Genomic DNA, 25,204 nt, shown 5'->3' on the forward strand with positions numbered 1-25,204 from the left:
GCCGGGGCGGTCAGCCGGCCAGGACGTTGTTCAGGGTCTTGATCAGAGTCTCTTCGTCCACCGGCTTGGTCAGGTAGTCCTTGGCGCCCTGGCGGGTGCCCCAGACCTTGTCGGTTTCCTGATCCTTGGTGGTGATGATGATCACCGGGATGTGGCTGGTCTCGGCATCCTTGGTCAACTGGCGGGTGGCCTGGAAGCCATTGAGACCGGGCATGACGATGTCCATCAGCACGGCGTCGGGTTTTTCTTCCCGGGCCAGGGCCACGCCGTCGGCACCGTTCTCGGCCTTGAGCACTTCATGGCCGTGCTTTTCCAGCATGCCGGTGAGTTTGTACATTTCAGTCGGCGAGTCATCGACGATCAGAATACGAGCCATGGTCTTCCCCATACGGTATAGGCGCGCAGCCCGCTGGCCGGACGCCGTTGTGCGTGTCTACTGTGGCGCAAGCGCGACAAAGTCCGGAACGTGGGCCTTGATTGCGCTCAGCAGTTCTTCCTTGCTGAAGGGTTTGGTCAAAAACTGATCGGAGCCGACGATGCGCCCCTTGGCCTTGTCGAACAGGCCGTCCTTGGAGGACAGCATGATCACGGGAATGGACTTGAACGCGCTGTGATTCTTCACCAGCGCACAGGTCTGATAACCGTCGAGCCGCGGCATCATGATGTCGACGAAAATGATTCCGGGGTGGTGGTCGACGATCTTCGACAGCGCTTCGAAGCCGTCCACTGCGGTAATGACTTCACAGCCGACGTTCTTCAACAGCATTTCGGCCGTGCGGCGAATCGTCTTCGAATCGTCGATCACCATCACCTTCAAGGCATTGGAATGCTGTTCCATATCTGCTCTGCCATCGCCCCAGCGAATGATTTGATCCGGTACCGCTGGCCAACGCCCCAAACCCTTGAACTTCAAGGCTTCGGCCCGGCATGCGAGCCTTTTTAGCACACTCTCCCCCCTGCAATCTATGGACCACGCCAGGCAGTGGTTTTTCCTTGACCCAGGCCCCTGTCAGCGCCACTCTGACGCCACTTTTTTTGCCTTGCTTCCACTCATTTTCTTAAAGGAATCCACCCATGAGCGTTCGCGTCGGGATTGTCATGGACCCTATCGCCAGTATCTCCTACAAGAAGGACAGCTCGCTGGCCATGCTGCTGGCCGCCCAGGAGCGCGGCTGGACCCTCTTCTATATGGAGCAGCGCGACCTGTACCAGGGCGCCGGCGTGGCCCGGGCCCGCATGCGTCCGCTGCAAGTCTTCGCCAACCCGCAGAAATGGTTCGAGCTGGATGCCGAGATCGACTGCCCCTTGAGCGATCTGGACGTGATCCTGATGCGCAAGGACCCGCCCTTCGACATGGAGTTCGTCTACTCCACCTACCTGCTGGAACAGGCCGAAAGCGCCGGCGTGCTGGTGGTGAACAAGCCCCAGAGCCTGCGTGACTGCAATGAAAAGCTGTTTGCCACGCTGTTCCCCCAGTGCACCCCACCCACCGTGGTCAGCCGTCGCGCCGATGTATTGCGCGAGTTCGCAGCCCAGCATGGCGATGTGATTCTCAAGCCCCTGGACGGCATGGGCGGCACCTCGATCTTCCGTCACCGCGCCGGCGACCCGAACCTGTCGGTGATCCTGGAAACCCTGACCATGCTCGGCAGCCAGCAGATCATGGCCCAGGCCTACCTGCCAGCCATCAAGGACGGCGACAAGCGCATCCTGATGATCGACGGCGAACCGGTGGATTACTGCCTGGCGCGCATCCCGGCGGCCGGTGAAACCCGTGGCAACCTGGCCGCTGGCGGTCGTGGCGAAGCCCGCCCACTGAGCGACAAGGACCGCTGGATTGCCGCCCAGGTCGGCCCGACCCTGCGGGCCAAGGGTCTGCTATTCGTCGGCCTCGACGTGATCGGCGAGCACCTGACGGAAATCAACGTCACCAGCCCCACCTGCATCCGTGAAATCGACAATGCCTTCGGCACCAACATCGGCGCACTGCTGATGGATGCCATCGATCAGAAGCTCAAAGCCAAGTGATGTAGAACAACCAAGCACCAACCAACATTGCGTTATCATGCGCCGCCTGTGAAACCGTGATGTTGGTTGTGTAATGCCTCCTGTGATGTCGAACCGTCGATGAGCCTCCCGTCCGATCTGCCCCCCGAGCTGGCCCATAGCGGCGTGCGCGCGGCCGATCGCCTGGGATTTACCCTGTTCCTGGCGGCGCTCCTGCACCTGGCACTGATCCTCGGCCTGGGCTTTTCCTTCGCCGAACCCAAAGCGATCAGCAAGACCCTGGAAATCACCCTGGCCACCTTCAAGAGCGAGACCAAGCCGAAGAAGGCCGATTTCCTCGCCCAGGACAACCAGGAAGGCAGCGGCACCCTGGACAAGAAGGCCATTCCGAAAACCACCGAAGTCGCCCCCTTCCAGGACAACTCGGTGAAAAAGGTCGTGCCGCCGCCGTCGGTCAAACCTGAAGTCAAGGAAGCCGCGCCCAAGGCCGCCGTCGCCACGACGGCGCCCAAGCCGAAAAAGACCGTGACCCAGCGTGAAGAGGTCAAGAAGGACCCGACGCCCAAGGCCGACACCCCGAGCTTCGACAGTTCTCAACTGTCCAGCGAGATTTCCAGCCTGGAAGCCGAACTGGCCAACGAACAGCAGCTGTATGCCAAACGCCCGCGCATCCACCGCCTGAGCGCCGCCTCCACCATGCGCGACAAGGGCGCCTGGTATAAGGACGAATGGCGCAAGAAGGTCGAGCGCATCGGCAACCTCAACTACCCCGAGGAAGCCCGGCGCAAGCAGATCTACGGCAATTTGCGGCTGATGGTCTCGATCAACCGCGACGGTTCCCTGTACGAAGTGCTGGTGCTGGAGTCCTCCGGCCAGCCGCTGCTGGACCAGGCCGCCCAACGCATCGTGCGCCTGGCGGCGCCGTTCGCGCCCTTTACCGGCGACCTGTCGGACATCGACCGCCTGGAAATCATCCGCACCTGGCGCTTCGCCCGGGGCGACAAACTGTCCAGCAACTGATCCCCCCGCCGGGCAGGCATAAACGCCAACGCTCCCCGCAGGAGTCGGCTTGCCGGCGAAGAGGCACGCCAGACCGAAACAAACCTCAATGCCGCATTCGCTGGCAAGCCAGCGCCTGCACAGGGTTGCGCTTGTCAGCCGGGCCCGCCACCGCCACACTAGCGCTCATGAAAAATGTCAGCCCCAGCTATCTCAAGCATCACTTCCTGATCGCCATGCCGCATATGGCCGACCCGAATTTTGCCCAGACGTTGACCTATATCGTCGAGCACAATGCCAGCGGCGCCATGGGCCTGGTGATCAATCGGCCCCTGGACCTGAGCCTGGCCGATATCCTTGAACAATTGCGCCCCGACGAAGAACCGTCGCTGCTGTGCCAGCATGTGCCGATCTTCAGCGGCGGCCCGGTGCAGACCGATCGCGGCTTTGTCCTGCACCCCAACGGCCCGATCTACCAGGCCACGGTGGAGTTCGAAGGGCTGTCCCTGTCTACCTCCCAGGATGTGCTGTTCGCCATCGCCGACGGCGTGGGCCCGGCCAAGAGCCTGATCGCCCTGGGCTATGCCGGCTGGGAAGCCGGGCAGCTGGAAGCCGAACTGGCGGACAACGCCTGGCTGACCTGCCCCTTCGACGCCGACATCCTGTTCAACACCAGCAGCGAATTGCGCCTGGAAGCCGCCGCCCGGCACCTGGGGGTCAACCTCAGCCTGCTCACCAGCCAGGCGGGGCACGCCTGATGGCCTTGCGACTGATCCTCGGCTTCGACTACGGCACCAAGCAGATCGGCGTCGCCGTGGGCCAGGCCATCACTGGCCAGGCCCGGGAGCTGTGTACCTTGAAGGCGCAGAACGGTGTGCCCGACTGGAATCAGGTGCAAGCCCTGATCGAGGAATGGAAACCCGACGCCGTGGTGGTGGGCCTGCCCCTGAACATGGACGGCAGCCCCAGCGACATGTGCCTGCGCGCCGAGAAGTTCGCCCGGCGCCTGAACGGCCGCTTCAACGTGCCCTTCTATACCCACGATGAACGCCTGACCACCTTCGAGGCCAAGGGCGAACGCCTGGCCCGGGGCGGGCAGAAAGGCAGCTACCGCGACAACCCGGTGGACGCCATCGCCGCGGCCCTGCTACTGCAGGGCTGGCTCGACGAAAACGCCACGCTGTTGAATACCTGAGACCCAGAATCCTGAAGATGCGCGGCCCCAAGCTGCGCGCCTCCTGGCCCAACACCAGCCGTAAGTTCCCGTGCCCTGCTGCCCGGCAGCAGGCGCGAGCCCACGAAGGAGCCACCATGAGCCTGCCCAATCCCGCCGCCCTGATCAGCCAGATGGCCGCTGATCTCAACGCCCACCTGACCCAGCGCGCCATCAGCGAGCCGCGCTTCATCGGTATCCGTACCGGTGGCGTCTGGGTGGCCCAGGCCCTGTTGGAAGCCCTGGGCAGCGACGCGCCCCTGGGCACCCTGGATGTGTCCTTCTACCGTGACGACTTCAGCCAGAACGGCCTGCACCCGCAAGTTCGCCCTTCGGAGCTGCCGTTCGAGATCGAGGGTCAGCATCTGGTGCTGATCGACGACGTGCTGATGAGCGGCCGGACCATCCGCGCGGCCCTCAACGAGCTGTTCGACTATGGCCGCCCGGCCAGCGTGACCCTGGTCTGCCTACTGGACCTGAACGCCGCCGAGCTGCCGATTCGTCCGAATGTGGTGGGTGCAACCCTGTCGCTGGCCGCCCACGAGCGGGTAAAATTGTCCGGTCCTGCGCCGCTTCAACTCGAGCTCCAAGACCTCGCCCTCTAACTCGCCCTTTTAAGAGTCCATTGCGATGACGCCTCTAGACGCCAAGCGCCCGCTGCAGCTCAACGATCAGGGCCAGCTGCGCCATTTCCTGTCCCTCGACGGCCTGAACCGCGAGCTGCTGACAGAAATCCTCGACACCGCCGACTCCTTCCTCGAAGTCGGCGCCCGGGCGGTAAAGAAAGTCCCGCTGCTGCGCGGCAAGACCGTGTGCAACGTGTTCTTCGAGAACTCCACCCGTACCCGCACCACCTTCGAACTGGCGGCACAGCGCCTGTCGGCGGACGTGATCACCCTGAACGTCTCGACCTCCTCGGCGAGCAAGGGTGAAACCCTGCTGGACACCCTGCGCAACCTGGAAGCCATGGCCGCCGACATGTTCGTGGTACGCCACGGCGATTCCGGCGCCGCACACTTCATCGCCGAACACGTGTGCCCCCAGGTGGCGATCATCAACGGCGGCGACGGCCGTCACGCCCACCCGACCCAGGGCATGCTCGACATGCTGACCATCCGCCGACACAAGGGCGGCTTCGAGAACCTCTCGGTGGCCATCGTCGGCGACATCCTGCACTCGCGGGTGGCGCGCTCCAACATGCTGGCGCTCAAGACCCTCGGCTGCCCGGACATTCGCGTGATCGCACCGAAAACCCTGCTGCCCATCGGCATCGAACAGTACGGGGTCAAGGTCTACACCGACATGACCGAAGGCCTGAAAGATGTGGACGTGGTGATCATGCTGCGCCTGCAGCGTGAACGCATGCAGGGCGGTCTGCTGCCCAGCGAAGGCGAGTTCTACCGCCTGTTCGGCCTGACCACCGCACGCCTGGCCGGGGCCAAGCCCGACGCCATCGTCATGCACCCGGGCCCGATCAACCGCGGTGTGGAGATCGAGTCGGCGGTGGCCGACGGTCCGCACTCGGTGATCCTCAACCAGGTGACCTACGGCATTGCAGTGCGCATGGCGGTACTGTCCATGGCCATGAGCGGGCAGACCGCCCAGCGACAATTCGAGCAGGAGAACGCCCAGTGAAGCTCAGCATTCTCGGCGCCCGCGTCATCGATCCAAGCAGTGGCCTGGATCAAACCACCGATCTACACCTGGAAGCCGGCAAGATTGTTGCCATCGGCGCCGCGCCCGGCGGCTTCAATGCCGTCACTAGCATCGACGCCAAGGGCATGGTGGCCGCGCCCGGCCTGGTGGACCTGAGCGTCGCCCTGCGCGAGCCGGGCTACAGCCGCAAGGGCAGCATTGCCAGCGAAACCCGCGCCGCCGCTGCCGGTGGCGTCACCAGCCTGTGCTGCCCGCCGCGTACCAAACCGGTACTGGATACCTCGGCCGTGGCCGAACTGATCCTCGACCGCGCCCGGGAAGCCGGCAACAGCAAAGTCTTCCCCATCGGGGCCTTGAGCAAGGGCCTGGAAGGCGAACAGTTGGCCGAGCTGATTGCCCTGCGCGACGCCGGCTGCGTGGCCTTCGGCAATGGCCTTGAAGGCTTCCGCAGCACCCGCACCCTGTGCCGTGCCCTGGAATATGCCGCCACCTTCGACCTGACAGTGATCTTCCACTCCCAGGACCGCGACCTGGCCGAAGGCGGCCTGGCCCACGAAGGCCCCACCGCGAGTTTCCTCGGCTTGCCGGGGATTCCCGAAAGCGCGGAAACCGTGGCCCTGGCCCGGGACCTGCTGCTGGTGGAACAAAGCGGCGTGCGTGCTCACTTCAGCCAACTGACCAGCGCCCGGGGCGTGGAACTGATTGCCCAGGCCCAGGCCCGCGGCCTGCCAGTGACCGCCGATGTGGCGCTGTATCAGCTGATCCTGACCGATGAGGCGCTGATCGACTTCTCCAGCCTGTATCACGTGCAACCGCCGCTGCGTTCGCGGGCCGATCGTGATGCCCTGCGTGAGGCGGTGAAGTCCGGGGTGGTGCAAGCCATCTCCAGCCATCACCAGCCCCATGAACGCGATGCCAAGCTGGCGCCATTCGGTGCCACTGAGCCGGGCATCAGCAGCGTCGAGCTGCTGCTGCCACTGGCCCTGACCCTGGTTCAGGACGGTTTGCTGGACCTGCCGACCCTGCTGGCGCGCCTCAGCGCCGGTCCGGCCGAGGCATTGCGCCTGCCGGCGGGCAAGCTGGTGGAAGGTGGTGCAGCGGACCTGGTGCTGTTCGACCCGGCCAGCTCCACCGTGGCCGGCGAGCGCTGGCTGTCCAAGGGCGAGAACTGCCCGTTCCTCGGCCATAGCCTGCCGGGGACGGTGCGTTACACCCTGGTGGATGGGCATATCAGCTATCAGGGCTGAGGCCCGCAGCGCCTGTGTTCACCCGGCGAGCCGGCTCCTACGTGGGGCCGGCTTGATCCGTCAGCGGCATTTGGCGTTTTCCAGGGAGACCTGATCGTTCAGGGTCCAGAAGTCGTACAGCACTCCCAGGAAGAACAGGCCGCCGGTGAACAGGTAGATCACCCCGCTCAGCCACTTGCCCTGGTACATGCGGTGTACGCCGAAGACTCCGAGGAAGGTCAGTAGAATCCAGGCCACGCTGTATTCCACAGGACCTGCGGTGAACCGAAGGTCCGCTTCCCGGTCCATGGACGGGATCAGGAACAAGTCGATCAGCCAGCCAATGCCCAATAGACCGAAGGTGAAGAACCAAATGGTCCCGGTCACCGGCTTGCCGTAATAGAAGCGGTGAGCGCCGGTAAAACCGAAAATCCACAACAGGTAACCGATTACCTTGCTGTGGGTGTCATGGGTGGATGCATCCTGACGATAGGTGTTCATTAAGAGCCTCTTACTGGGTGATAGATAAATATTCTTAAAAACTTTGTGACTTTTTTACAGGCTTTCGACGTGTGGACAATGTTACCTTCTGTTCCGTCAAAGCCTTGTACTGCCTGACTTCTGACGGTTTTCTGCGTCAAGTTGCCACCTCTTTGCCGAAGTTGACCCCAAGGTTGAATCGACAAACGGCCACGGAAGTGACCTGAAAGCTGTTATAAAGTTGCGCGCAAACCAAATAAGAGCCTTGCCTAATGCGACCATTTTTCAAGACATGGCTAACCATTTGCCTATTAATGCCACTGGCCGCCCACGCCACCAACCGTGAGCAACGACTTCCCAACGTTAATGGCTACACCCCGAAATCCCATGTTTCGACGGTCACCGCCAAGAACAAGACCACCATCAAACACCCCACCCGCCTGAGCAAGGCCGACAGCAAGCTGGTGGCCAACAACGCCGGCCGGCCAAGCACTACTGTCCTCAGCCGTGCGGTCAATGTACTGGGCACCCCCTATCGTTGGGGCGGCAGCAGCCCAAGTAAAGGCTTCGATTGCAGCGGCCTGGTGCGCTACGCCTTCAATGACGTCGCCGCCGTGGACCTGCCACGCACCTCCAACGCCATGGCCAGCGGCCACGGACAGAAGGTCGAGCGCAAGGACTTGAAGCCGGGCGATCTGCTGTTCTTCAACATCAAGAGCCGCAAGGTCAACCACGTCGCCATCTACCTGGGCGAAGACCGCTTTATCCATGCCCCGCGGCGCGGCAAGGCGGTGACCATCGACACCCTGAAGAAACCCTACTGGCAGAGCCACTACGTGGTTGCCAAGCGGGTCCTGCCCAAGGAACACGCGCCTCTGCGGGTCGTGCAGCGCTAATCTGCTGATTCGCCCATTCGCCGGCAAGCCGGCTCCTACGCCCACCTGTAGGAGCCGGCTTGCCGGCGATTGCATTTCCAGCCCTGTCAAAAGCTCTCCGGCATCCGTGCCTGCTCCCGCGCCTGCTCTCGACTGATCAGCCCCTGCCCCAGCAATGCCTTGAGACTCATGTCCAGGGTGCGCATGCCCTGGGCTCCACCGGTCTGGATCGCCGAATACATCTGCGCCACCTTGTCCTCGCGGATCAGGTTACGGATCGCCGCATTGCCCAGCATGATTTCGTGCGCCGCCACCCGACCACCGCCGATCTTCTTCAGCAACACCTGGGCAATGACCGCCTGCAGCGACTCGGCCAGCATCGAGCGCACCAGGGCCTTTTCTTCCCCCGGGAACACGTCCACCAGCCGGTCGATGCTCTTGGCCGCGGATGAAGTGTGCAGGGTGGCGAACACCAGATGCCCGGTTTCGGCGGCAGTCAGGGCCAGGCGAATGCTGTCCAGGTCACGCAACTCTCCCAGCAGAATCACGTCAGGGTCTTCGCGCAGCGCCGCACGCAAGGCGGTGGCGAAACTGCGGGTATCGCGCGGCACTTCACGCTGGTGGATCAGACAGCTTTTCTGCGGATGAATGAACTCGATGGGGTCTTCAAGGGTGAGGATGTGCTGCTGCCGATGCTGGTTCAGGTGATCGATCATCGCCGCCAGGGTGGTGGACTTGCCGCTGCCGGTGGGCCCGGTGACTAGCACCAGCCCTCGGGGCGCCTCGGCAATCTGCTGAAACACTTGCCCCAGTCCCAACGCCTCCAGGCTCTGCACCCGTGACGGAATCAAGCGCAGCACCGCCCCCGCTCCCCGAGCATGCTGGAAGGCATTGACCCGGAACCGCGCCACGCCCGGCAGTTCGTAGGCGAAGTCCAGATCCTGCTGGCTGGCGAACGCCTGCCGCTGTGGCTCGCTCATCAGGCCATGCATCAGGGCCAGCACCTGCTGTGCATCCAGAGCCGGGCTGTCGAGCGGACGAATATCGCCATCAATGCGCAACATCGGCGCCAGCCCGGCAGACAGATGCAGGTCAGAAGCGCCCCGGGAAACGCTCAAGGTCAGGAGTTCGGTGATGTCCATAGTGCCCCCCAATTCCAGTAGAATGCCGCGAGCTTCAGACCCGCCCGCTATCCCGGGCAATGACCCGCGCGGCCCTCGAGCGATGCTCGGGCCGGTCGATAATCAGGGTCTGGTGGATTCATGCGGCGGTTGGCGGCCAAGGTCACAGGCTCCCGGTCGCCGGTACTTTTGAGACGAAATCGAATGTCCACGATAGCAGACAACATTGCCCGGCTAGCCGAGCGTATCCGCAGCGCCTGCCAGGCCGTACAGCGTGCCCCGGACAGCGTCCTGCTGCTGGCCGTCAGCAAGACCAAACCCGCCGCCGCCCTGCGCGAAGCCTATGCCGCCGGCCTACGGGACTTCGGCGAGAACTACCTGCAGGAAGCCCTGGGCAAACAGCAGGAACTGGCGGACCTGCCCTTGAGTTGGCACTTCATCGGCCCCATTCAGTCGAACAAGACTCGCGCCATTGCCGAGCATTTTGCCTGGGTGCATTCCGTGGATCGCTTGAAAATCGCACAACGCCTGTCCGAGCAACGCCCTGCCGAGCTGCCGCCGCTGAACATCTGCATCCAGGTGAATGTCAGTGGCGAAGCCAGCAAGTCCGGCTGTGCTCCGGCCGACCTGCCGGCCCTGGCCAGCGCCATCAGCGCCTTGCCACGCCTGCAACTGCGTGGGCTGATGGCGATTCCCGAGCCCACCGAGGACCGTACCGCCCAGGAAGCCGCCTTCGCTGCGGTGCAGGCCTTGAACAACCAACTGCGGGACAGCCTCAAGCTGCCCCTGGACACCCTTTCCATGGGCATGAGCCACGATCTCGAAGCGGCCATCGCCCAAGGCGCCACCTGGGTGCGGATCGGTACCGCGCTGTTTGGTGCCCGCGACTACAGTCAGTCCTGATGCGACTGACACTGACCTCTCATAAGGACCTGTCATGAACACGACTCGTATCGCTTTTATCGGTGCCGGCAACATGGCGGCCAGCCTCATCGGTGGCCTGCGGGCCAAAGGCCTTGAGGCAGCACAGATCCGTGCCAGTGACCCCGGCGCCGAAACCCGGGCCAAGGTGGCTGCCGAACACGGCATCCAGGTATTCGCCGACAACGCCGAAGCCATCGCCGGCGTCGACGTGATCGTCCTGGCGGTCAAGCCCCAGGCCATGAAAGCCGTGTGCGAAGCCCTGCGCCCGAGCCTGCAGCCCCACCAACTGGTGGTTTCCATCGCCGCCGGCATCACCTGCGCCAGCATGAACCACTGGCTCGGCGAGCAACCGATCGTGCGCTGCATGCCCAACACCCCGGCACTGCTGCGCCAGGGCGTCAGCGGCCTGTATGCCACCGCCCAGGTCAGCCCCGAGCAGCGCCATCAGGCCGAGGAACTGCTGTCCGCCGTGGGCATCGCCCTGTGGCTGGATCAAGAGCAGCAACTGGACGCAGTGACCGCAGTATCCGGCAGCGGTCCGGCGTATTTCTTTCTGCTGATCGAAGCCATGACCGCCGCTGGCGAAAAGCTCGGCCTGCCTCGGGAAACCGCCGCCCAACTGACCCTGCAGACTGCCCTGGGGGCGGCCCACATGGCGGTGTCCAGTGACGTCGACGCCGCCGAGCTGCGCCGCCGCGTGACTTCACCGGCCGGCACCACGGAAGCCGCGATCAAATCGTTCCAGGCCAACGGCTTTGAAGCCCTGGTGGAAAAAGCATTGGGTGCCGCCGCGCACCGCTCGGCCGAAATGGCCGAACAACTCGGTCGTTAACTCGCCCCTACAAAGGAATCGATAATGTTCGGACTCAACGACGCTGCCATTTTTGTGATTCAGACCCTGGGCAGCCTTTACCTGCTGGTGGTCCTGCTGCGCTTCATGCTGCAAGTGGTACGGGCGAACTTCTACAACCCTATCTGCCAGTTCATCGTGCGTGCCACCCAGCCACTGCTCAAGCCCCTGCGCCGGGTGATCCCCAGCATGTTCGGGCTCGACATGTCCTCGCTGGTCCTGGCCCTGATCGTACAAATGGCGCTGTTCGCCATCATCCTTACCCTCAGCCACATCTCCTTCAATGCCCTGGGACTGCTGCTGTGGGCGCCAATCGGCATCTTCGCGCTGTTCCTGAAGATCTGGTTCTTCGCCATGATCATCAGCGTGATCCTGTCCTGGGTCGCTCCTGGCAGCCAGAGCCCGGGCGCAGAACTGGCCTACCAGATCAGCGAGCCGCTGCTGGCCCCGTTCCGGCGCATCGTGCCCAACCTGGGCGGCCTGGACATCTCGCCGATCCTGGCCTTCATCGTGATTCAGCTGGTGCAGCAGTGGCTGATTCCACGCATGGCGTTCTACACCTTCATGCCCCCTGAGTTGTTCGGGCTGATCTGATGAGCTATTTCCGCTGGGACGGTGACGATCTGATCCTCGATTGTCACCTGCAACCCAAGGCCAGCAGCGACGAGTTCGCTGGCCTGCATGGGGAGCGGTTGAAGATCCGCCTCACCGCCCCGCCTGTGGAAGGCAAGGCCAACGCTCACTTGATGGCGTTCCTGGCCAAGGCTTTCGGTATTCCCAAGAGCAACGTCAGCCTGGTCAGTGGCGAATTGAATCGGCAGAAGCGCGTGCGCCTGCAAGCGCCGAAAAAGCTGCCGGATCTGCCGGGGCTGGGGCGCCCCGTCTGATTCGCCGGCAAGCTGGCTCCTGCGCCCCAGGTCCGCGGTAGGAGCTGGCTTGCCAGCGAACCTCCCGCGCCATTTTTCCCAACCAAACACAGCCCCGGGCTTTGCTTGCCGCTGGGAGCAGCGGTCTTTAGACTTACGCCTCATTTAAATGAGAGCAGGGTCGATGCCAACTGCCTTTCCCCCCGATTCTGTTGGTCTGGTCACGCCAGAAATAGCGCACTTCAGCGATCCTCTGGCCCTGGCCTGCGGACGCGCGCTACCGGCCTACGACCTGATCTACGAAACCTATGGTGAGCTCAACGCCAGCGCCAGCAACGCGGTGCTGATCTGCCACGCCCTGTCCGGCCATCATCACGCCGCCGGCTACCACAGCGTCGACGACCGCAAACCCGGTTGGTGGGACAGCTGCATCGGCCCTGGCAAGCCCATCGACACCAACAAGTTCTTCGTGGTCAGCCTCAACAACCTCGGCGGTTGCAACGGTTCCACCGGCCCCAGCAGCCTCAATCCGGACACCGGCAAGCCCTTCGGCGCCGACTTCCCGGTATTGACTGTAGAAGACTGGGTCCATAGCCAGGCGCGCCTGGCGGATCGCTTGGGCATCAGCCAGTGGGCCGCAGTGATCGGCGGCAGTCTGGGCGGCATGCAGGCTTTGCAATGGACCATCACCTACCCGGACCGGGTACGGCACTGCCTGGCCATTGCTTCGGCGCCCAAGCTCTCGGCGCAGAACATCGCCTTCAACGAAGTGGCGCGCCAGGCGATTCTCACCGACCCGGAATTCCACGGCGGCTCGTTCCAGGAACAAGGGGTGATCCCCAAGCGCGGGCTGATGCTGGCGCGGATGGTGGGGCACATCACCTACCTGTCCGATGACTCCATGGGCGAGAAATTCGGCCGTGGCCTCAAGAGCGAGAAGCTCAACTACGACTTCCACAGCGTCGAGTTCCAGGTGGAAAGCTACCTGCGCTATCAGGGCGAGGAGTTCTCCGGGCGTTTCGACGCCAACACTTACCTGCTGATGACCAAGGCCCTGGACTACTTCGACCCGGCGGCGAACTGCGACGACGACCTGGCCAAGACCTTCGCCCATGCCACCGCCAAGTTCTGCGTGATGTCCTTCACCACCGACTGGCGCTTCTCCCCTGCCCGTTCCCGGGAGCTGGTGGACGCGCTGATGGCGGCACGCAAGGACGTCTGCTACCTGGAGATCGACGCACCCCAGGGGCACGACGCCTTCCTGATCCCGATCCCGCGCTACCTGCAGGCGTTTAGTCACTACATGAACCGCATTACCTTGTGAGGACACGATGAGAGCCGATCTGGAAATCATCCAGGAATGGATCCCCGCCGGCAGCCGCGTCCTCGACCTGGGCTGCGGTAACGGCGAGCTGCTGAGCTGGCTGCAGGAACACAAGCAAGTCACCGGCTACGGCCTGGAAAACGACCCGGACAACATCGCCGAGTGCGTGGCCAAGGGCATCAACGTCATCGAGCAGGACCTGGACAAGGGCCTGGGCAACTTCGCCAGCAACAGCTTCGATATCGTGGTCATGACCCAGGCCCTGCAGGCCGTGCACTACCCGGACAAGATCCTCGACGAAATGCTCCGGGTCGGCCGCCAGTGCATCATCACCTTCCCCAACTTCGGCCACTGGCGCTGCCGCTGGTACCTGGCCAGCAAGGGTCGGATGCCGGTCTCGGAATTCCTCCCGTACACCTGGTACAACACGCCGAACATCCACTTCTGCACCTTCGAGGACTTCGAAGAGCTGTGCCGCGAGCGTGAAGCCCGGGTGATCAACCGACTTGCCGTCGATCAACAACACCGCCACGGGTGGGCCAGTAAGCTATGGCCTAATCTGTTGGGAGAGATCGGCATCTACCGCGTCAGCAGTCCCGGCCTGCAGGATCACAAGGTCGCGGTATAAACCACGTTGCATCGAGGAGAACCACCATGGGACGTCTGGTTACATTTCTATTGGCCGCCTGCCTGAGCCTCAGCGCCCTGGCCGCGGACCCGATCAAGGGCGAGCGCCAGGAAGTCTTTGGCGACATCACCGTGCACTACAACACCTTCAACTCCACCTACCTGCAGCCTGACATCGCCAGGGCGGCGGAGCTGATCCGCAGCAAGAACCAGGGCGTGATCAACGTGTCCCTGATCAAGGACGGCAAACCGCTGCTCGGCCAGGTCAGCGGTACGGTCAAGGACCTGACCAGCAAGAGCATCCCGCTGAAGTTCCGCCAGATCACCGAACAGGGCGCGATCTACTACATCGCCCAGTTCCCGGTGGAACAGCAGGAAAACCGTACGTTCACCATCACTGTGCAAACGGGTGGTGACACCAACAGCTTCAGCTTCAACCAAGAGCTATTCCCGGGCGAATAATGAACCTCACGCAACTCGTACTGGCCAGCCACAACGCCGGCAAACTCAAAGAACTCCAGGCCATGCTCGGCGCCTCGGTGCAACTGCGCTCGATCGGCGAGTTCAGCAGCGTCGAGCCGGAAGAAACCGGTCTGTCGTTCGTCGAAAACGCCATCCTCAAGGCGCGCAATGCCGCGCGTATTTCCGGCCTGCCGGCACTGGCGGACGACTCGGGCCTGGCGGTGGACTTCCTCGGCGGCGCGCCGGGCATCTACTCGGCGCGCTATGCCGACGGCAAGGACGATGCGGCGAACAACGCCAAGTTGCTCGAAGCCTTGAAGGACGTACCCGAAGCGCAGCGCGGCGCGCAGTTTGTCTGCGTCCTGGCCCTGGTGCGGCACGCCGACGATCCACTGCCGATCCTCTGCGAAGGCCTGTGGCACGGGCGCATCCTCACTGTCGCCAGTGGCGAACACGGTTTCGGCTACGATCCGCTGTTCTGGGTGCCGGAACGTGACTGCTCCAGCGCCGAACTGGGCCCCGTGGAGAAAAACCAGCTCAGCCACCGCGCCCGCGCCATGGCCATTCTGCGGCAACGCCTGGGCCTGAAATGAGCCAAGACCGATCCGCGTCGCCGCTGATTCTCGGCGGCGCGCAAACGCCCCGGGCGGCGCTGCCCCAATTGCCGCCCCTGGCGCTGTACATCCACATCCCGTGGTGTGTACGCAAATGCCCCTATTGCGACTTCAACTCTCACGCCGCCAGCCCGACGCTGCCGGAAGAAGAGTACGTCGACGCCCTGCTGGCCGACCTCGACCTGGACCTGCACGCTGTCCATGGCCGCGAGCTGAGTTCGATCTTCTTCGGCGGCGGCACCCCGAGCCTGTTCAGCGCCCAAGCCCTGGGCCGCTTGCTCAAGGGCGTGGAACAGCGCATCCCGTTTGCCAGCGACATCGAAATCACCCTGGAAGCCAACCCCGGGACTTTCGAGCAAGAGAAATTCACCGCCTATCGCGCCCTGGGGATCAACCGCCTGTCTATCGGCATCCAGAGCTTCCAGGAACAGAAGCTCAAGGCCCTGGGCCGCATCCACAACGGTGACGAAGCGATACGCGCCGCCGGCATGGCACGCCAGGCCGGGTTCGACAACTTCAACCTGGACCTGATGCACGGCTTGCCGGATCAGTCCCTGGAGGATGCTCTGGGCGATCTGCGCCAAGCCATCGCCATGAAGCCGACCCACCTGTCCTGGTACCAGCTGACCCTGGAGCCCAACACGGTGTTCTGGAACCAGCCGCCGGTGCTGCCGGAGGACGACACCCTGTGGGATATCCAGGAAGCCGGCCAGGCACTGCTGGCCGAGCATGGCTACGCCCAGTACGAAGTCTCGGCCTACGCCCAACCCGGGCGCGCTGCGCGGCACAACCTGAACTACTGGAGCTTCGGCGACTTCATCGGCATCGGTGCCGGTGCCCATGGCAAGCTCAGCCACCCGGACGGGCGCATTTTGCGCACCTGGAAGACCCGCCTGCCCAAGGATTACCTGAACCCGGCCAAGCCGTTCAAGGCCGGCGAGAAGGCCCTGAGCAACGAGGAGCTGCCGTTCGAGTTCCTGATGAACGCCCTGCGCCTTACCGACGGTGTGGACGCGGCGCTATTCGCCCAACGCACTGGCCTGGATCTGGCCAGTCTTGCCGAAGGTCGGCGCCAGGCCGAACAAAGCGGCTTGTTGCAGGTCGAACCGTCACGCCTGGCGGCCACGGCCCGCGGGCAACTCTTCCTCAATGACCTGCTGCAATACTTTCTGATCTAAGGAAATCACATGGATCTGGTACTCGATCTGCTTGCCACCGTGTCCCGCTGGAGTCGCAGCAACCTCTCGGAAATCGCCCTGGCATTGGTGGGCTGCCTGCTGGTGCTGTTCGGCGCGGACATCAAGGGCTGGGTCGAGCAACGCCTGGGCGGCATAGCCGGTGCCCTGCGCGTACCGCTGATGGCCCTGCTGTGCATGGTAGGCAGCGGGCTGGCGCTGATCTATGCCACGCCGTGGATCGTCCGCGGCCTGAGCCAGTTCAACAACTACAGCCTGGCGCCGGTGCTGCTGGTGGTGCTGGTGCTGATTGGCGTGGTCGCTGATCGTCGCTGATTCGCAGGGCCCCTTCGCCGGCTTGCCGGCGAGCGCAATCCAACGGCTGCCCCCGTTATCAAGGAAGAACATGAGCAAGAAAGTCATCGAGGAAACCAGCAAGTTCCTCAGCTACGTGCTGCGCCACGAGCCCCAGGCCATCGGCCTTGAGCTGGACAGTGAAGGCTGGGGGGATATCGGCCAGCTGATCGAGGGTGCGGCCAGAGATGGCCGGCAACTGAGCCGGGAACTGATCGAGCTGGTCGTCGAAGGCAACGACAAGAAGCGCTTCGCCCTCTCGGCTGACGGCCAGCGGATACGTGCCGTTCAGGGGCATTCCAACAAGACCGTGCAATTGCAGCTTGAGGCAAAGCAACCGCCTGCCGTGCTCTACCACGGCACCGCCACGCGCTTCATGGATTCGATCAATGAGAAAGGGCTGATCCCGGGTTCACGGCACCACGTGCACCTGTCCCAGGAAATCGAAACCGCCAAGGCCGTGGGCCAGCGTTACGGCAAGGTGGTGATCCTGCAGATCGACGCCCAGGCCATGCAGGCTCAGGGCTTCACCTTCTATCAGGCAGAGAATGGGGTGTGGCTGACCGACCAGGTGCCGGTCAGTTTCATCAAAGCCCTGTAGCAGCCAGCTTGCTGGCGAAGGCGTCCTTGCGGGGCTCTTCGCCGGCAAGCGGAACGCCGCCCGGCCAGCTCCTACAACAGCGGGTCCGCGTGGCTCAGGCCAGCTTTTCGAACTTCAGATCCCACACGCCATGACCCAGGCGCTCGCCGCGACGCTCGAACTTGGTGATCGGACGTTCGGCCGGGCGCGGTACGCACTTGCCGTCTTCGGCCAGGTTGCGGTAACCCGGAGCGACGTTCATCACTTCCAGCATGTATTCGGCATAGGGCTCCCAGTCGGTGGCCATGTGCAGAATGCCGCCAACCTTGAGCTTGCTGCGCACCAGCTCAGCGAAGGAGGCCTGGACGATGCGGCGCTTGTGGTGCCGGCTCTTGTGCCACGGATCGGGGAAGAACAGCATCAGCCGATCCAGGCTGTTGTCAGCGATGCAGCGATTGAGCACTTCAATGGCGTCGCAATCGTAGACCCGCAGGTTGGTCAGGCCCTGAGTCAGCACGCCATTGAGCAGCGCACCGACGCCCGGACGGTGAACTTCCACACCAATGAAATCCTGCTCCGGGGCCGCCGCCGCCATTTCCAGCAGCGAGTGGCCCATGCCAAAGCCGATTTCCAGGGAGCGCGGCGCCGAACGGCCAAACACCTGGTCGTAATCCACTGGGGCATCGGCCAGGGGCAGCACGTACAGCGGCGCGCCCTGGTCCAGGCCACGTTGCTGGCCTTCGGTCATGCGCCCGGCGCGCATCACGAAACTCTTGATACGGCGGTGTTGGCGCTCGTCGCCGGCTTCCGGCTCGATTGGCGTGTCGTTTGATTCAGTCATCAATGGCTCTTACTTGATCAGACCATCCAGCGGCGAGGAGGCGCTGGCATAGAGTTTCTTCGGCATGCGACCGGCGAGGTACGCCAGGCGGCCCGCGACAATTGCGTGTTTCATGGCTTCGGCCATCAGCACCGGTTGCTGCGCATGGGCGATGGCCGAGTTCATCAGCACCGCTTCACAGCCCAGCTCCATGGCGATGGTGGCGTCGGAGGCGGTACCGACACCGGCATCCACCAGCACCGGGACCTTGGCTTCTTCGAGGATGATCTGCAGGTTGTACGGGTTGCAGATCCCCAGCCCGGTGCCGATCAGGCCCGCCAGGGGCATGACCGCGATGCAGCCCATTTCCGCCAGTTGGCGAGCGATGATCGGGTCATCGCTGGTGTAGACCATCACGTCGAAACCTTCCTTGACCAGCACTTCGGCGGCCTTGAGGGTTTCCAGTACGTTGGGAAACAGGGTCTTCTGGTCGGCCAGAACTTCCAGCTTGACCAGGTTGTGGCCGTCCAGCAGTTCGCGGGCCAGGCGACAGGTGCGCACGGCTTCCACGGCGTCATAGCAGCCGGCGGTATTGGGCAGGATGGTGTAGCGATCCGGCGGCAGGATATCCAGCAGGTTCGGTTCGCCCGGGTTCTGGCCGATATTGGTCCGGCGCACGGCGACGGTGACGATCTCGGCACCCGAGGCCTCGATGGCCAGGCGGGTTTCTTCCATGTCGCGGTACTTGCCGGTGCCTACCAGCAAACGCGACTGGTACGTCCGACCGGCCAGGACGAAAGGCTTGTCACTACGAACGTTGCTCATCGGAAATCCTCTGTTGGGGTGAGGTTCTTGCAGAATTCTTTTTCAGGCCCGGGGCGCTGGAGCCCTCATTCCGGGGCCGGTGAACGCTTCTTCCATGGAAGAGGCCCGGAGCCGGGCCAGAGCGCTGCACAGGTAAGTGGCAGCGCGATTGACGCCAGTGACTAGCCGCCGCCGATGGCGTGGACCACTTCCACCTGGTCGCCCTCGTTGAGAGCGGTCTCGGCGTGCTGGCTGCGCGGAACGATATCCAGATTGAGTTCCACCGCGATCCGCCGTCCGGTCAGTTCAAGATGGCTCAGCAGGGCCGCAACGGTCGAGCCGTCGGGCAGTTCAAAGGATTCACCGTTCAACTGAATGCGCATGCCAAGGCCGCCATCATTTTTAGGGGCCAGCATTCTAGCCCGATCATGACCTAAAGGTCAGCTACAAGCGTCAGCCGGCACCTTGCAAGCGCCAGGCGGCAAGGCCCAGCAGGAACCAGCCAATGAGGAACGCCAGACCACCGAAGGGAGTGATGATGCCCAACTTGCTGATGCCGCTCAGGGTCAGCAGATACAGGCTACCGGAGAACAGCAGAATGCCCAGGGTGAACGCAACGCCGGCCCAAGTCACCAGCCGCCCTGGAATATGGGCCGCCAGCAAGGCGACGCCGAACAGCGCCAGGGTATGCACCAACTGGTAAGTGACCCCTGTATGAAAAATAGCCAGGTACTCGGTGCTCAGGCGGTTTTTCAGACCGTGAGCGGCAAAGGCGCCGAGGGCGACCCCGGTGAAACCGAAGAAAGCGGCCAACATCAGGAAGCCACGCAACATGAGGAACTCCAGTCAGATTCAGCGCAAAGGGTCTGTATAATGGCGCGCTCAACGGGTTCGGCCAAGCCATCTCTATGCTGCGTTATCTGTTTCGTCGCCTTGTAAAAGCCTTGATGTGGTTCGTGGTCGGCAGCGTGCTGCTGGTGCTGCTGTTCCGTTTCGTGCCGCCACCGGGCACCGCCCTGATGGTGGAACGCAAGGTCGAGTCCTGGATCGACAACGATCCCATCGACCTGCAGCGCACCTGGAAGCCTTGGGATGAAATCTCCGACAACCTCAAGGTGGCGGTGATCGCCGGCGAGGATCAGAAATTCTCCGAGCACTGGGGCTTCGATATCGATGCAATCCAGGCAGCGTTGATCCACAACGAAAGGGGCGGCTCGATCCGTGGCGCCAGCACCTTGAGCCAGCAAGTGTCGAAAAACCTGTTCCTCTGGTCCGGCCGCAGCTACCTGCGCAAGGGGCTGGAAGCCTGGTTCACCGCGCTGATCGAGGTGTTCTGGCCCAAGCAGCGGATTCTTGAGGTCTACCTCAACAGTGTCGAATGGGATGAAGGGGTATTCGGGGCAGAAGCCGCGGCGCGCCATCACTTCGGTGTCAGCGCGGCCAACCTGTCGCGCCAGCAAGCCAGCTTGCTGGCCGCTGTCCTGCCCAATCCAAGGGTGTGGAGCGCAGCACGGCCCAGCACTTACGTGATGCAGCGGGCGGGCTGGGTTCGGCGGCAGATGAGCCAGTTGGGTGGCGCCGATTACCTGAATCGGCTGAACGAGTCGCGCAGGGCGCCCTGGGCGGAGTAACCCGGATCTGGCTTTGCGCCGGCTCTTCTTGAGCATGTTCGAGTTGGGTGCTGGGCTGGGGATTCGCCGGCATGCCGGCTCCTACGACAACCGCACAAACAAAAACGCCCCGAGTTGATCGGGGCGTTTTGCGTGGTGCCTGGCAATCTCAAGCGGCGATGGACAGTTTCAGCTTGTTCATCGCGCTCTTTTCCAGCTGGCGGATACGCTCGGCCGAAACGTTGTACTTCTGCGCCAGGTCATGCAGCGTGGCTTTCTCTTCTGCCAGCCAGCGCTGGTAGAGGATGTCACGGCTGCGCTCATCCAGCACTTCCAGCGCTTCGTGCAGGTTGTTGGTGGAATTGTCGCTCCAATCGGCATCTTCCAGCTGCAGCGCCGGGTCGTAGCGATGATCTTCCAGGTAGTTGGCCGGCGATTGGAAGGCGCTGTCGTCATCCGCTTCAGCAGCCGGATCGAAGGCCATGTCCTGGCCGGTCAGACGGCTTTCCATCTCCCGCACTTCGCGGGGCTCCACGCCCAGGCTCTCAGCCACGCGATGCACTTCTTCGTTGTTCAGCCAGGCCAGACGTTTCTTCTGGCTACGCAGGTTGAAGAACAGCTTGCGCTGAGCCTTGGTGGTCGCAACTTTCACAATCCGCCAGTTACGCAGGATGAACTCGTGAATTTCCGCCTTGATCCAGTGCACCGCAAAGGACACCAGACGCACACCCATTTCCGGATTGAAGCGTTTCACGGCTTTCATCAGGCCAACGTTGCCTTCCTGGATCAGGTCAGCCTGGGCCAACCCATAGCCGGAATAGCTACGGGCGATATGTACGACAAAACGCAGGTGGGCGAGCACCATCTGCCGAGCCGCCTCAAGATCCTGCTCATAGTAGAGACTCTCGGCCAGTTCACGCTCCTGCTCGGGCGTCAGCAATGGAATGCTGTTCACCGTGTGCACATAAGCCTCCAGGTTTGCGCCTGGAACCAATGCGTAAGCAGGTTGCAAAGAAGTGGTCATACGAAAAAACCTCCGACTCACATAACTCGTGCAGTTCAGCACTGCGAAAATTGACCGGAAACCGCGAAACAAGTTCCCAAATATTCTGAAAGGTCAATACAAGCAAAAAGACATTACTTCGGTGCCAGCTCCCTCAGGTGGCGGGCCACCGCAATCCACGCACCGATATAACCCAACAGCACCGCACCAAGCAAGAGCGATAGACCATCGGCAACCGGCACCCCCGCAAGGGCAAAATCACTGCCGTACAAGCCGGCCAAGCCGATCACCGCGTCGTTCAGCCAGTTCAAGCCGAACGCCAGTACGCCCCAGGACAGAATCCCCGCACCGAAGCCATACAGCGCGCCCATATAAAGGAAGGGACGTCGCACATAGCTGTCTGTGCCGCCGACGAGTTTAATCACTTCTATCTCTGTGCGGCGGTTTTCAATATGAAGACGAATGGTATTGCCTATCACCAAAAGTAATGCAGAAACCAGGAGCACCGTCAGGCCGAAGACAAAGCGGTCCCCCAGCTTGAGGATGGCCGCCAGCCGCTCGACCCATACCAGGTCCAACTGCGCCAGTTGCACCTTGGGCATTTCCGACAACCGCTGGCGCAAGGCCTCCAAGGTTGCCTTGTCCACTTCGTTCGGGGTTACCAGCACTACGCCCGGCAGCGGGTTGTGGGGCAGCTCGCGCAAAGCCTCACCCAAACCGGACTGCTGCTGGAACTCTTCCAGAGCCTTTTCCTTGCTGATGAACTCGGCATCCGCCACACCGGGCAGGCCCTTGATCTCTTCGCCAAGCTTCTCGCCCTCGCTGGCAGAAGCCCCCAGATCCAGGTACAGCGAAATCTGCGCTGCCCGCTGCCAGGAGCCGCCCAGGCGCTCGACGTTGTTGAGCAGCAACGACAGCCCCATGGGCAAGCTCAGGGCCACGGCCATCACCAGACAGGTAAAGAAGCTGCCGATGGGTTGTTTGCCCAGGCGCCGCAGGCTGTCCAGCAAGCTGGCACGATGGCTTTCGATCCAGGCGTGTAGCAGGGTGCCGAAATCCGGACCGTCATCCTCGTCGCGTTTTTTCTTCGGTGGCGGTGCTTCGGATGCCTTGGGCGCTACGCGCTCCGCCACTTTAGGGGTACGTGTGGCACTCATACGCCGGCCTCCCCGTCGCCGATCAATCGGCCGCGTTGCAGGGTCAGCATGCGGTGACGCATGCGGGCGATCAGCGCCAGGTCGTGACTGGCGATCAGCACGCTGGTGCCCAGGCGGTTGATGTCTTCGAACACGCCCATGATTTCCGCCGCAAGACGCGGGTCGAGGTTACCCGTGGGTTCGTCCGCCAGCAGCAGAGCTGGACGATGGACGATGGCCCGAGCAATACCCACGCGCTGTTGCTGACCGGTGGACAGATCACCCGGGTAGAGATCGGTTTTGTCCGACAAGGCCACCCGCTCCAGGGCCGAATCCACGCGCTTGGCGATTTCCGCCTTGGACAGACCAAGGATCTGCAGCGGCAGCGCGACGTTGTTGAAGACCGTGCGATCGAACAGCAACTGGTGATTCTGGAACACCACGCCGATCTGCCGCCGCAGGAAAGGGATCTGTGCATTGCTGATCTGCCCCAGGTCCTGGCCCGCCAGCAGCAATTTGCCGGTAGTCGGGCGCTCCATGGCCAGCAGCAGGCGCAGCAAGGTGCTTTTACCGGCGCCGGAATGGCCGGTGACAAACAGGAATTCGCCGCGACGGACGCGAAAGCTCAGCTCATGCAGGCCAACGTGGCCATTGGGATAGCGCTTACCGACCTGTTCGAAACGAATCATGAACGCTCCCGCTCGGCAAACAGTGCCTGGACAAAGGGTTCTGCTTCAAAAATACGCAAATCATCGATGCCTTCACCGACCCCGATATAACGGATCGGCAGACCGAATTGCTTGGCCAGGGCGAAGATCACCCCGCCCTTGGCGGTGCCATCGAGCTTGGTCAGGGCCAGACCGGTCAACTCCACGGTCTGGTTGAACTGTTTGGCCTGGTTGATGGCGTTCTGGCCGGTACCGGCGTCCAGCACCAGCAACACCTCGTGGGGCGCGTCGGCATCGAGCTTGCCGATCACCCGGCGAACCTTCTTCAGCTCTTCCATCAGGTTGTCTTTGGTGTGCAGGCGCCCCGCCGTGTCGGCGATCAGCACATCGATACCACGGGCTTTGGCAGCCTGGACGGCGTCGAAGATCACCGAGGCGGAATCGGCACCCGTGTGCTGGGCGATGACCGGGATCTTGTTGCGCTCGCCCCAGACTTGCAGTTGCTCCACCGCCGCGGCGCGGAAAGTGTCGCCGGCCGCCAGCATGACTTTCTTGCCTTCCAGCTGCAGCTTCTTCGCCAGCTTGCCGATGGTGGTGGTCTTGCCGGCGCCGTTGACACCCACCACCAGGATCACGAAGGGCTTGTTCTGGGCGACGATTTTCAGCGGCTGCTCCACCGGCTTGAGCATGCCGGTGAGTTCAGCCTGCAACGAGGCGTACAGCGCGTCGGAGTCGGTGAGCTGCTTGCGCGCCACCTTCTGGGTCAGGTTCTGGATGATCACCGAAGTCGCTTCGACCCCGACGTCAGCCGTCAACAGACGGGTTTCCAGGTCTTCCAGCAGTTCGTCATCAATGGCTTTCTTGCCCAGGAACAGGCTGGCCATGCCTTCGCCGATGCTGGCACTGGTCTTGGACAGGCCCTGCTTCAACCGGGCGAAGAAACCGACCTTGCTCTCTTCACTGGAGCGAACAGGCTCGGCGACGGGCTCGGCCTGCGCAGCCACGGCAACCGGCTCGGCTACAGGAGCAGGAGCAGGAGCAGGAGCAGGAGCAGGAGCAGGAGCAGGAGCAGGAGCAGGAGCAGGAGCAGGAGCAGGAGCAGGAGCAACAGGCTCCGGCGCAACGAATACCGGTGCTACCGGGGTTTGCGCTTCGAACACCGGAGCCGGGGCGACAACCGGGGCTTCGACCAGCGGTTCAAGCGCAGCGGTCAGGGCTGGAATCGGTGGAGTGACATGTTCCGCCTGAGCGTCCTCCACCAGTGCCACCGGCTCTTCCGCCACCGGCAGAGGCGGCCAGGGCTTGTGCTCCGTGGGTGGGGTCAACGGCAGCTCAGGCACGGCGGCCGCTACCGGCTCAGCCTCGACCCGGGGTTGCAACACCGGTTCGGCGATCGGCAGCACCACCGGTTCGGCCGGGGCGATGCTGGGTGCGGATTCAATGGCAGGAGCCGACGCCGGCTCGACAGGCACTTGCGGCTGTTCGACGACGGGTTCCTGCGGCTTTTTGCGCAGCCATCCGAACAGGCCTTTCTTCTCGCCAGCCGCGGCTGGGGTCTTTTTGTCGTCGTTGGAACCAAACATGGAGACGGCTATCTCAAGGTAGCGATGCGCCAGTGGGCGCTTCGGTAAATAAATATTCGATGCAGAACAGACTGTGTTTCATCCAGCTTGTTCACGCGCAACATGTTGTCGAAATGCCCAAAAGCACTTCAAGGATCGATTTTACTTAAGGACTGGAACGGCAAAATCGGCGAAAAGTCGAAGTTTAGCTGACAAATCAAGGCTTTTTGCCGGTAACTCATACAACC

32 protein-coding genes are annotated in these 25,204 nt (G+C 62.6%); 20 read left to right on the forward strand and 12 right to left on the reverse strand.

Annotated elements, in window-relative coordinates:
* Nucleotides 1-10 precede the first annotated feature (10 nt).
* Complete coding sequence (gene pilH / locus ACSSVC_RS01640) at nt 11-376, reverse strand: twitching motility response regulator PilH (protein ID WP_011064000.1); 366 nt, start codon at nt 374-376, stop codon at nt 11-13.
* A gap of 57 nt (nt 377-433) precedes the next feature.
* Nucleotides 434-838, reverse strand: a complete 405-nt coding sequence (gene pilG / locus ACSSVC_RS01645; RefSeq protein WP_025131048.1) for a twitching motility response regulator PilG — start codon at nt 836-838, stop codon at nt 434-436.
* A gap of 236 nt (nt 839-1,074) precedes the next feature.
* Between pilG and gshB the strand changes: the two genes are divergently transcribed.
* The 7 genes from gshB (at nt 1,075) to ACSSVC_RS01680 (ending at nt 7,122) form a co-directional block, all read left to right on the forward strand.
* Nucleotides 1,075-2,028: a glutathione synthase gene (gshB, locus tag ACSSVC_RS01650; protein ID WP_346633230.1), complete on the forward strand. Its 954-nt coding sequence runs from the start codon at nt 1,075-1,077 to the stop codon at nt 2,026-2,028.
* Between the two features lie 99 nt (nt 2,029-2,127).
* On the forward strand, nt 2,128-3,027 hold the full coding sequence (locus ACSSVC_RS01655; protein ID WP_346633231.1) for a TonB family protein: 900 nt from the start codon (nt 2,128-2,130) through the stop codon (nt 3,025-3,027).
* A 167-nt stretch (nt 3,028-3,194) separates the two neighbouring features.
* The gene (locus tag ACSSVC_RS01660; protein ID WP_102862072.1) at nt 3,195-3,764 is read left to right on the forward strand and encodes a YqgE/AlgH family protein; all 570 of its coding nucleotides are present in this window, start codon (nt 3,195-3,197) and stop codon (nt 3,762-3,764) included.
* A complete protein-coding gene (gene ruvX, locus ACSSVC_RS01665; RefSeq protein ID WP_346633232.1) occupies nt 3,764-4,201 on the forward strand; it encodes a Holliday junction resolvase RuvX in 438 nt (145 codons plus the stop codon). Before ACSSVC_RS01660 ends, ruvX begins: the two co-directional genes overlap by 1 nt.
* Nucleotides 4,202-4,317: 116 nt before the next feature.
* Nucleotides 4,318-4,824, forward strand: a complete 507-nt coding sequence (gene pyrR / locus ACSSVC_RS01670) for a bifunctional pyr operon transcriptional regulator/uracil phosphoribosyltransferase PyrR (protein ID WP_346633233.1) — start codon at nt 4,318-4,320, stop codon at nt 4,822-4,824.
* Between the two features lie 25 nt (nt 4,825-4,849).
* Nucleotides 4,850-5,854, forward strand: coding sequence for an aspartate carbamoyltransferase catalytic subunit (locus tag ACSSVC_RS01675; RefSeq protein WP_011064007.1), 1,005 nt, complete (start codon nt 4,850-4,852; stop codon nt 5,852-5,854).
* Nucleotides 5,851-7,122 carry a dihydroorotase gene (locus tag ACSSVC_RS01680; RefSeq protein WP_346633234.1) on the forward strand — a complete coding sequence of 424 codons (1,272 nt, stop codon included), beginning with the start codon at nt 5,851-5,853 and terminating at the stop codon, nt 7,120-7,122. Before ACSSVC_RS01675 ends, ACSSVC_RS01680 begins: the two co-directional genes overlap by 4 nt.
* 60 nt (nt 7,123-7,182) lie before the next feature.
* Here ACSSVC_RS01680 and ACSSVC_RS01685 read toward each other — a convergent pair whose 3' ends face one another.
* On the reverse strand, nt 7,183-7,602 hold the full coding sequence (locus ACSSVC_RS01685) for an NINE protein (protein ID WP_492611935.1): 420 nt from the start codon (nt 7,600-7,602) through the stop codon (nt 7,183-7,185).
* Between the two features lie 251 nt (nt 7,603-7,853).
* On the opposite strand from ACSSVC_RS01685, the gene ACSSVC_RS01690 reads away from it, so the two are divergent.
* Entirely contained in the window at nt 7,854-8,477 is a 624-nt protein-coding gene (locus ACSSVC_RS01690) for a C40 family peptidase (RefSeq protein ID WP_346633235.1), read from the forward strand.
* A gap of 86 nt (nt 8,478-8,563) precedes the next feature.
* Here the strand turns inward: ACSSVC_RS01690 and ACSSVC_RS01695 are convergent, their stop codons facing one another.
* The gene (locus tag ACSSVC_RS01695; RefSeq protein ID WP_346633236.1) at nt 8,564-9,598 is read right to left on the reverse strand and encodes a type IV pilus twitching motility protein PilT; all 1,035 of its coding nucleotides are present in this window, start codon (nt 9,596-9,598) and stop codon (nt 8,564-8,566) included.
* Nucleotides 9,599-9,781: 183 nt separating this feature from the next.
* Here ACSSVC_RS01695 and ACSSVC_RS01700 point away from each other — a divergent pair, with 183 nt between their 5' ends.
* From ACSSVC_RS01700 to ACSSVC_RS01750, 11 genes are all read left to right on the forward strand, one after another.
* A complete protein-coding gene (locus ACSSVC_RS01700) occupies nt 9,782-10,480 on the forward strand; it encodes a YggS family pyridoxal phosphate-dependent enzyme (protein ID WP_404937844.1) in 699 nt (232 codons plus the stop codon).
* A gap of 34 nt (nt 10,481-10,514) precedes the next feature.
* The gene (proC, locus tag ACSSVC_RS01705; RefSeq protein ID WP_346633238.1) at nt 10,515-11,333 is read left to right on the forward strand and encodes a pyrroline-5-carboxylate reductase; all 819 of its coding nucleotides are present in this window, start codon (nt 10,515-10,517) and stop codon (nt 11,331-11,333) included.
* A gap of 24 nt (nt 11,334-11,357) precedes the next feature.
* Nucleotides 11,358-11,945 carry a YggT family protein gene (locus tag ACSSVC_RS01710; protein ID WP_123726657.1) on the forward strand — a complete coding sequence of 196 codons (588 nt, stop codon included), beginning with the start codon at nt 11,358-11,360 and terminating at the stop codon, nt 11,943-11,945.
* Nucleotides 11,945-12,238, forward strand: a complete 294-nt coding sequence (locus tag ACSSVC_RS01715) for a DUF167 domain-containing protein (RefSeq protein ID WP_404937845.1) — start codon at nt 11,945-11,947, stop codon at nt 12,236-12,238. The genes ACSSVC_RS01710 and ACSSVC_RS01715 overlap by 1 nt, the downstream gene beginning before the upstream one ends.
* Nucleotides 12,239-12,401: 163 nt before the next feature.
* The gene (gene metX / locus ACSSVC_RS01720) at nt 12,402-13,541 is read left to right on the forward strand and encodes a homoserine O-succinyltransferase MetX (protein ID WP_346633240.1); all 1,140 of its coding nucleotides are present in this window, start codon (nt 12,402-12,404) and stop codon (nt 13,539-13,541) included.
* 7 nt (nt 13,542-13,548) lie between these two features.
* Entirely contained in the window at nt 13,549-14,169 is a 621-nt protein-coding gene (metW, locus tag ACSSVC_RS01725; protein WP_123726659.1) for a methionine biosynthesis protein MetW, read from the forward strand.
* 26 nt (nt 14,170-14,195) lie between these two features.
* Nucleotides 14,196-14,630, forward strand: coding sequence for a DUF4426 domain-containing protein (locus ACSSVC_RS01730; RefSeq protein ID WP_492611936.1), 435 nt, complete (start codon nt 14,196-14,198; stop codon nt 14,628-14,630).
* Nucleotides 14,627-15,223 (forward strand): RdgB/HAM1 family non-canonical purine NTP pyrophosphatase, encoded by a 597-nt coding sequence (gene rdgB / locus ACSSVC_RS01735; RefSeq protein WP_492612547.1) that lies wholly within the window; start codon nt 14,627-14,629, stop codon nt 15,221-15,223. The genes ACSSVC_RS01730 and rdgB overlap by 4 nt, the downstream gene beginning before the upstream one ends.
* A complete protein-coding gene (hemW, locus tag ACSSVC_RS01740; protein WP_346633242.1) occupies nt 15,220-16,422 on the forward strand; it encodes a radical SAM family heme chaperone HemW in 1,203 nt (400 codons plus the stop codon). The genes rdgB and hemW overlap by 4 nt, the downstream gene beginning before the upstream one ends.
* A 9-nt stretch (nt 16,423-16,431) precedes the next feature.
* A complete protein-coding gene (locus ACSSVC_RS01745) occupies nt 16,432-16,755 on the forward strand; it encodes a DUF3392 domain-containing protein (protein WP_011064021.1) in 324 nt (107 codons plus the stop codon).
* 70 nt (nt 16,756-16,825) lie between these two features.
* Complete coding sequence (locus ACSSVC_RS01750) at nt 16,826-17,374, forward strand: RNA 2'-phosphotransferase (protein WP_346633243.1); 549 nt, start codon at nt 16,826-16,828, stop codon at nt 17,372-17,374.
* A 94-nt stretch (nt 17,375-17,468) separates the two neighbouring features.
* Here the strand turns inward: ACSSVC_RS01750 and trmB are convergent, their stop codons facing one another.
* From trmB to ACSSVC_RS01770, 4 genes are all read right to left on the reverse strand, one after another.
* Nucleotides 17,469-18,194 carry a tRNA (guanosine(46)-N7)-methyltransferase TrmB gene (trmB, locus tag ACSSVC_RS01755; protein ID WP_346633244.1) on the reverse strand — a complete coding sequence of 242 codons (726 nt, stop codon included), beginning with the start codon at nt 18,192-18,194 and terminating at the stop codon, nt 17,469-17,471.
* Between the two features lie 9 nt (nt 18,195-18,203).
* A complete protein-coding gene (locus tag ACSSVC_RS01760) occupies nt 18,204-18,998 on the reverse strand; it encodes a thiazole synthase (RefSeq protein ID WP_007921204.1) in 795 nt (264 codons plus the stop codon).
* A gap of 161 nt (nt 18,999-19,159) precedes the next feature.
* The gene (gene thiS / locus ACSSVC_RS01765; protein WP_011064025.1) at nt 19,160-19,360 is read right to left on the reverse strand and encodes a sulfur carrier protein ThiS; all 201 of its coding nucleotides are present in this window, start codon (nt 19,358-19,360) and stop codon (nt 19,160-19,162) included.
* 70 nt (nt 19,361-19,430) lie between these two features.
* A complete protein-coding gene (locus tag ACSSVC_RS01770) occupies nt 19,431-19,811 on the reverse strand; it encodes a DUF423 domain-containing protein (protein WP_346633245.1) in 381 nt (126 codons plus the stop codon).
* Between the two features lie 74 nt (nt 19,812-19,885).
* Here ACSSVC_RS01770 and mtgA point away from each other — a divergent pair, with 74 nt between their 5' ends.
* Nucleotides 19,886-20,608 carry a monofunctional biosynthetic peptidoglycan transglycosylase gene (gene mtgA / locus ACSSVC_RS01775; protein ID WP_492611937.1) on the forward strand — a complete coding sequence of 241 codons (723 nt, stop codon included), beginning with the start codon at nt 19,886-19,888 and terminating at the stop codon, nt 20,606-20,608.
* 148 nt (nt 20,609-20,756) lie between these two features.
* On the opposite strand, the gene rpoH is transcribed toward mtgA, so the two are convergent.
* The 4 genes from rpoH to ftsY form a co-directional block, all read right to left on the reverse strand.
* The gene (rpoH, locus tag ACSSVC_RS01780) at nt 20,757-21,611 is read right to left on the reverse strand and encodes an RNA polymerase sigma factor RpoH (RefSeq protein WP_068575472.1); all 855 of its coding nucleotides are present in this window, start codon (nt 21,609-21,611) and stop codon (nt 20,757-20,759) included.
* A 113-nt stretch (nt 21,612-21,724) separates the two neighbouring features.
* The gene (gene ftsX, locus ACSSVC_RS01785; RefSeq protein WP_346633247.1) at nt 21,725-22,747 is read right to left on the reverse strand and encodes a permease-like cell division protein FtsX; all 1,023 of its coding nucleotides are present in this window, start codon (nt 22,745-22,747) and stop codon (nt 21,725-21,727) included.
* A complete protein-coding gene (gene ftsE / locus ACSSVC_RS01790; protein ID WP_011064030.1) occupies nt 22,744-23,415 on the reverse strand; it encodes a cell division ATP-binding protein FtsE in 672 nt (223 codons plus the stop codon). Before ftsE ends, ftsX begins: the two co-directional genes overlap by 4 nt.
* The gene (ftsY, locus tag ACSSVC_RS01795; RefSeq protein ID WP_492611938.1) at nt 23,412-24,977 is read right to left on the reverse strand and encodes a signal recognition particle-docking protein FtsY; all 1,566 of its coding nucleotides are present in this window, start codon (nt 24,975-24,977) and stop codon (nt 23,412-23,414) included. Before ftsY ends, ftsE begins: the two co-directional genes overlap by 4 nt.
* Nucleotides 24,978-25,204 lie beyond the last annotated feature (227 nt).

The organism is Pseudomonas sp. E1BtOHC1, assembly GCF_058744285.1.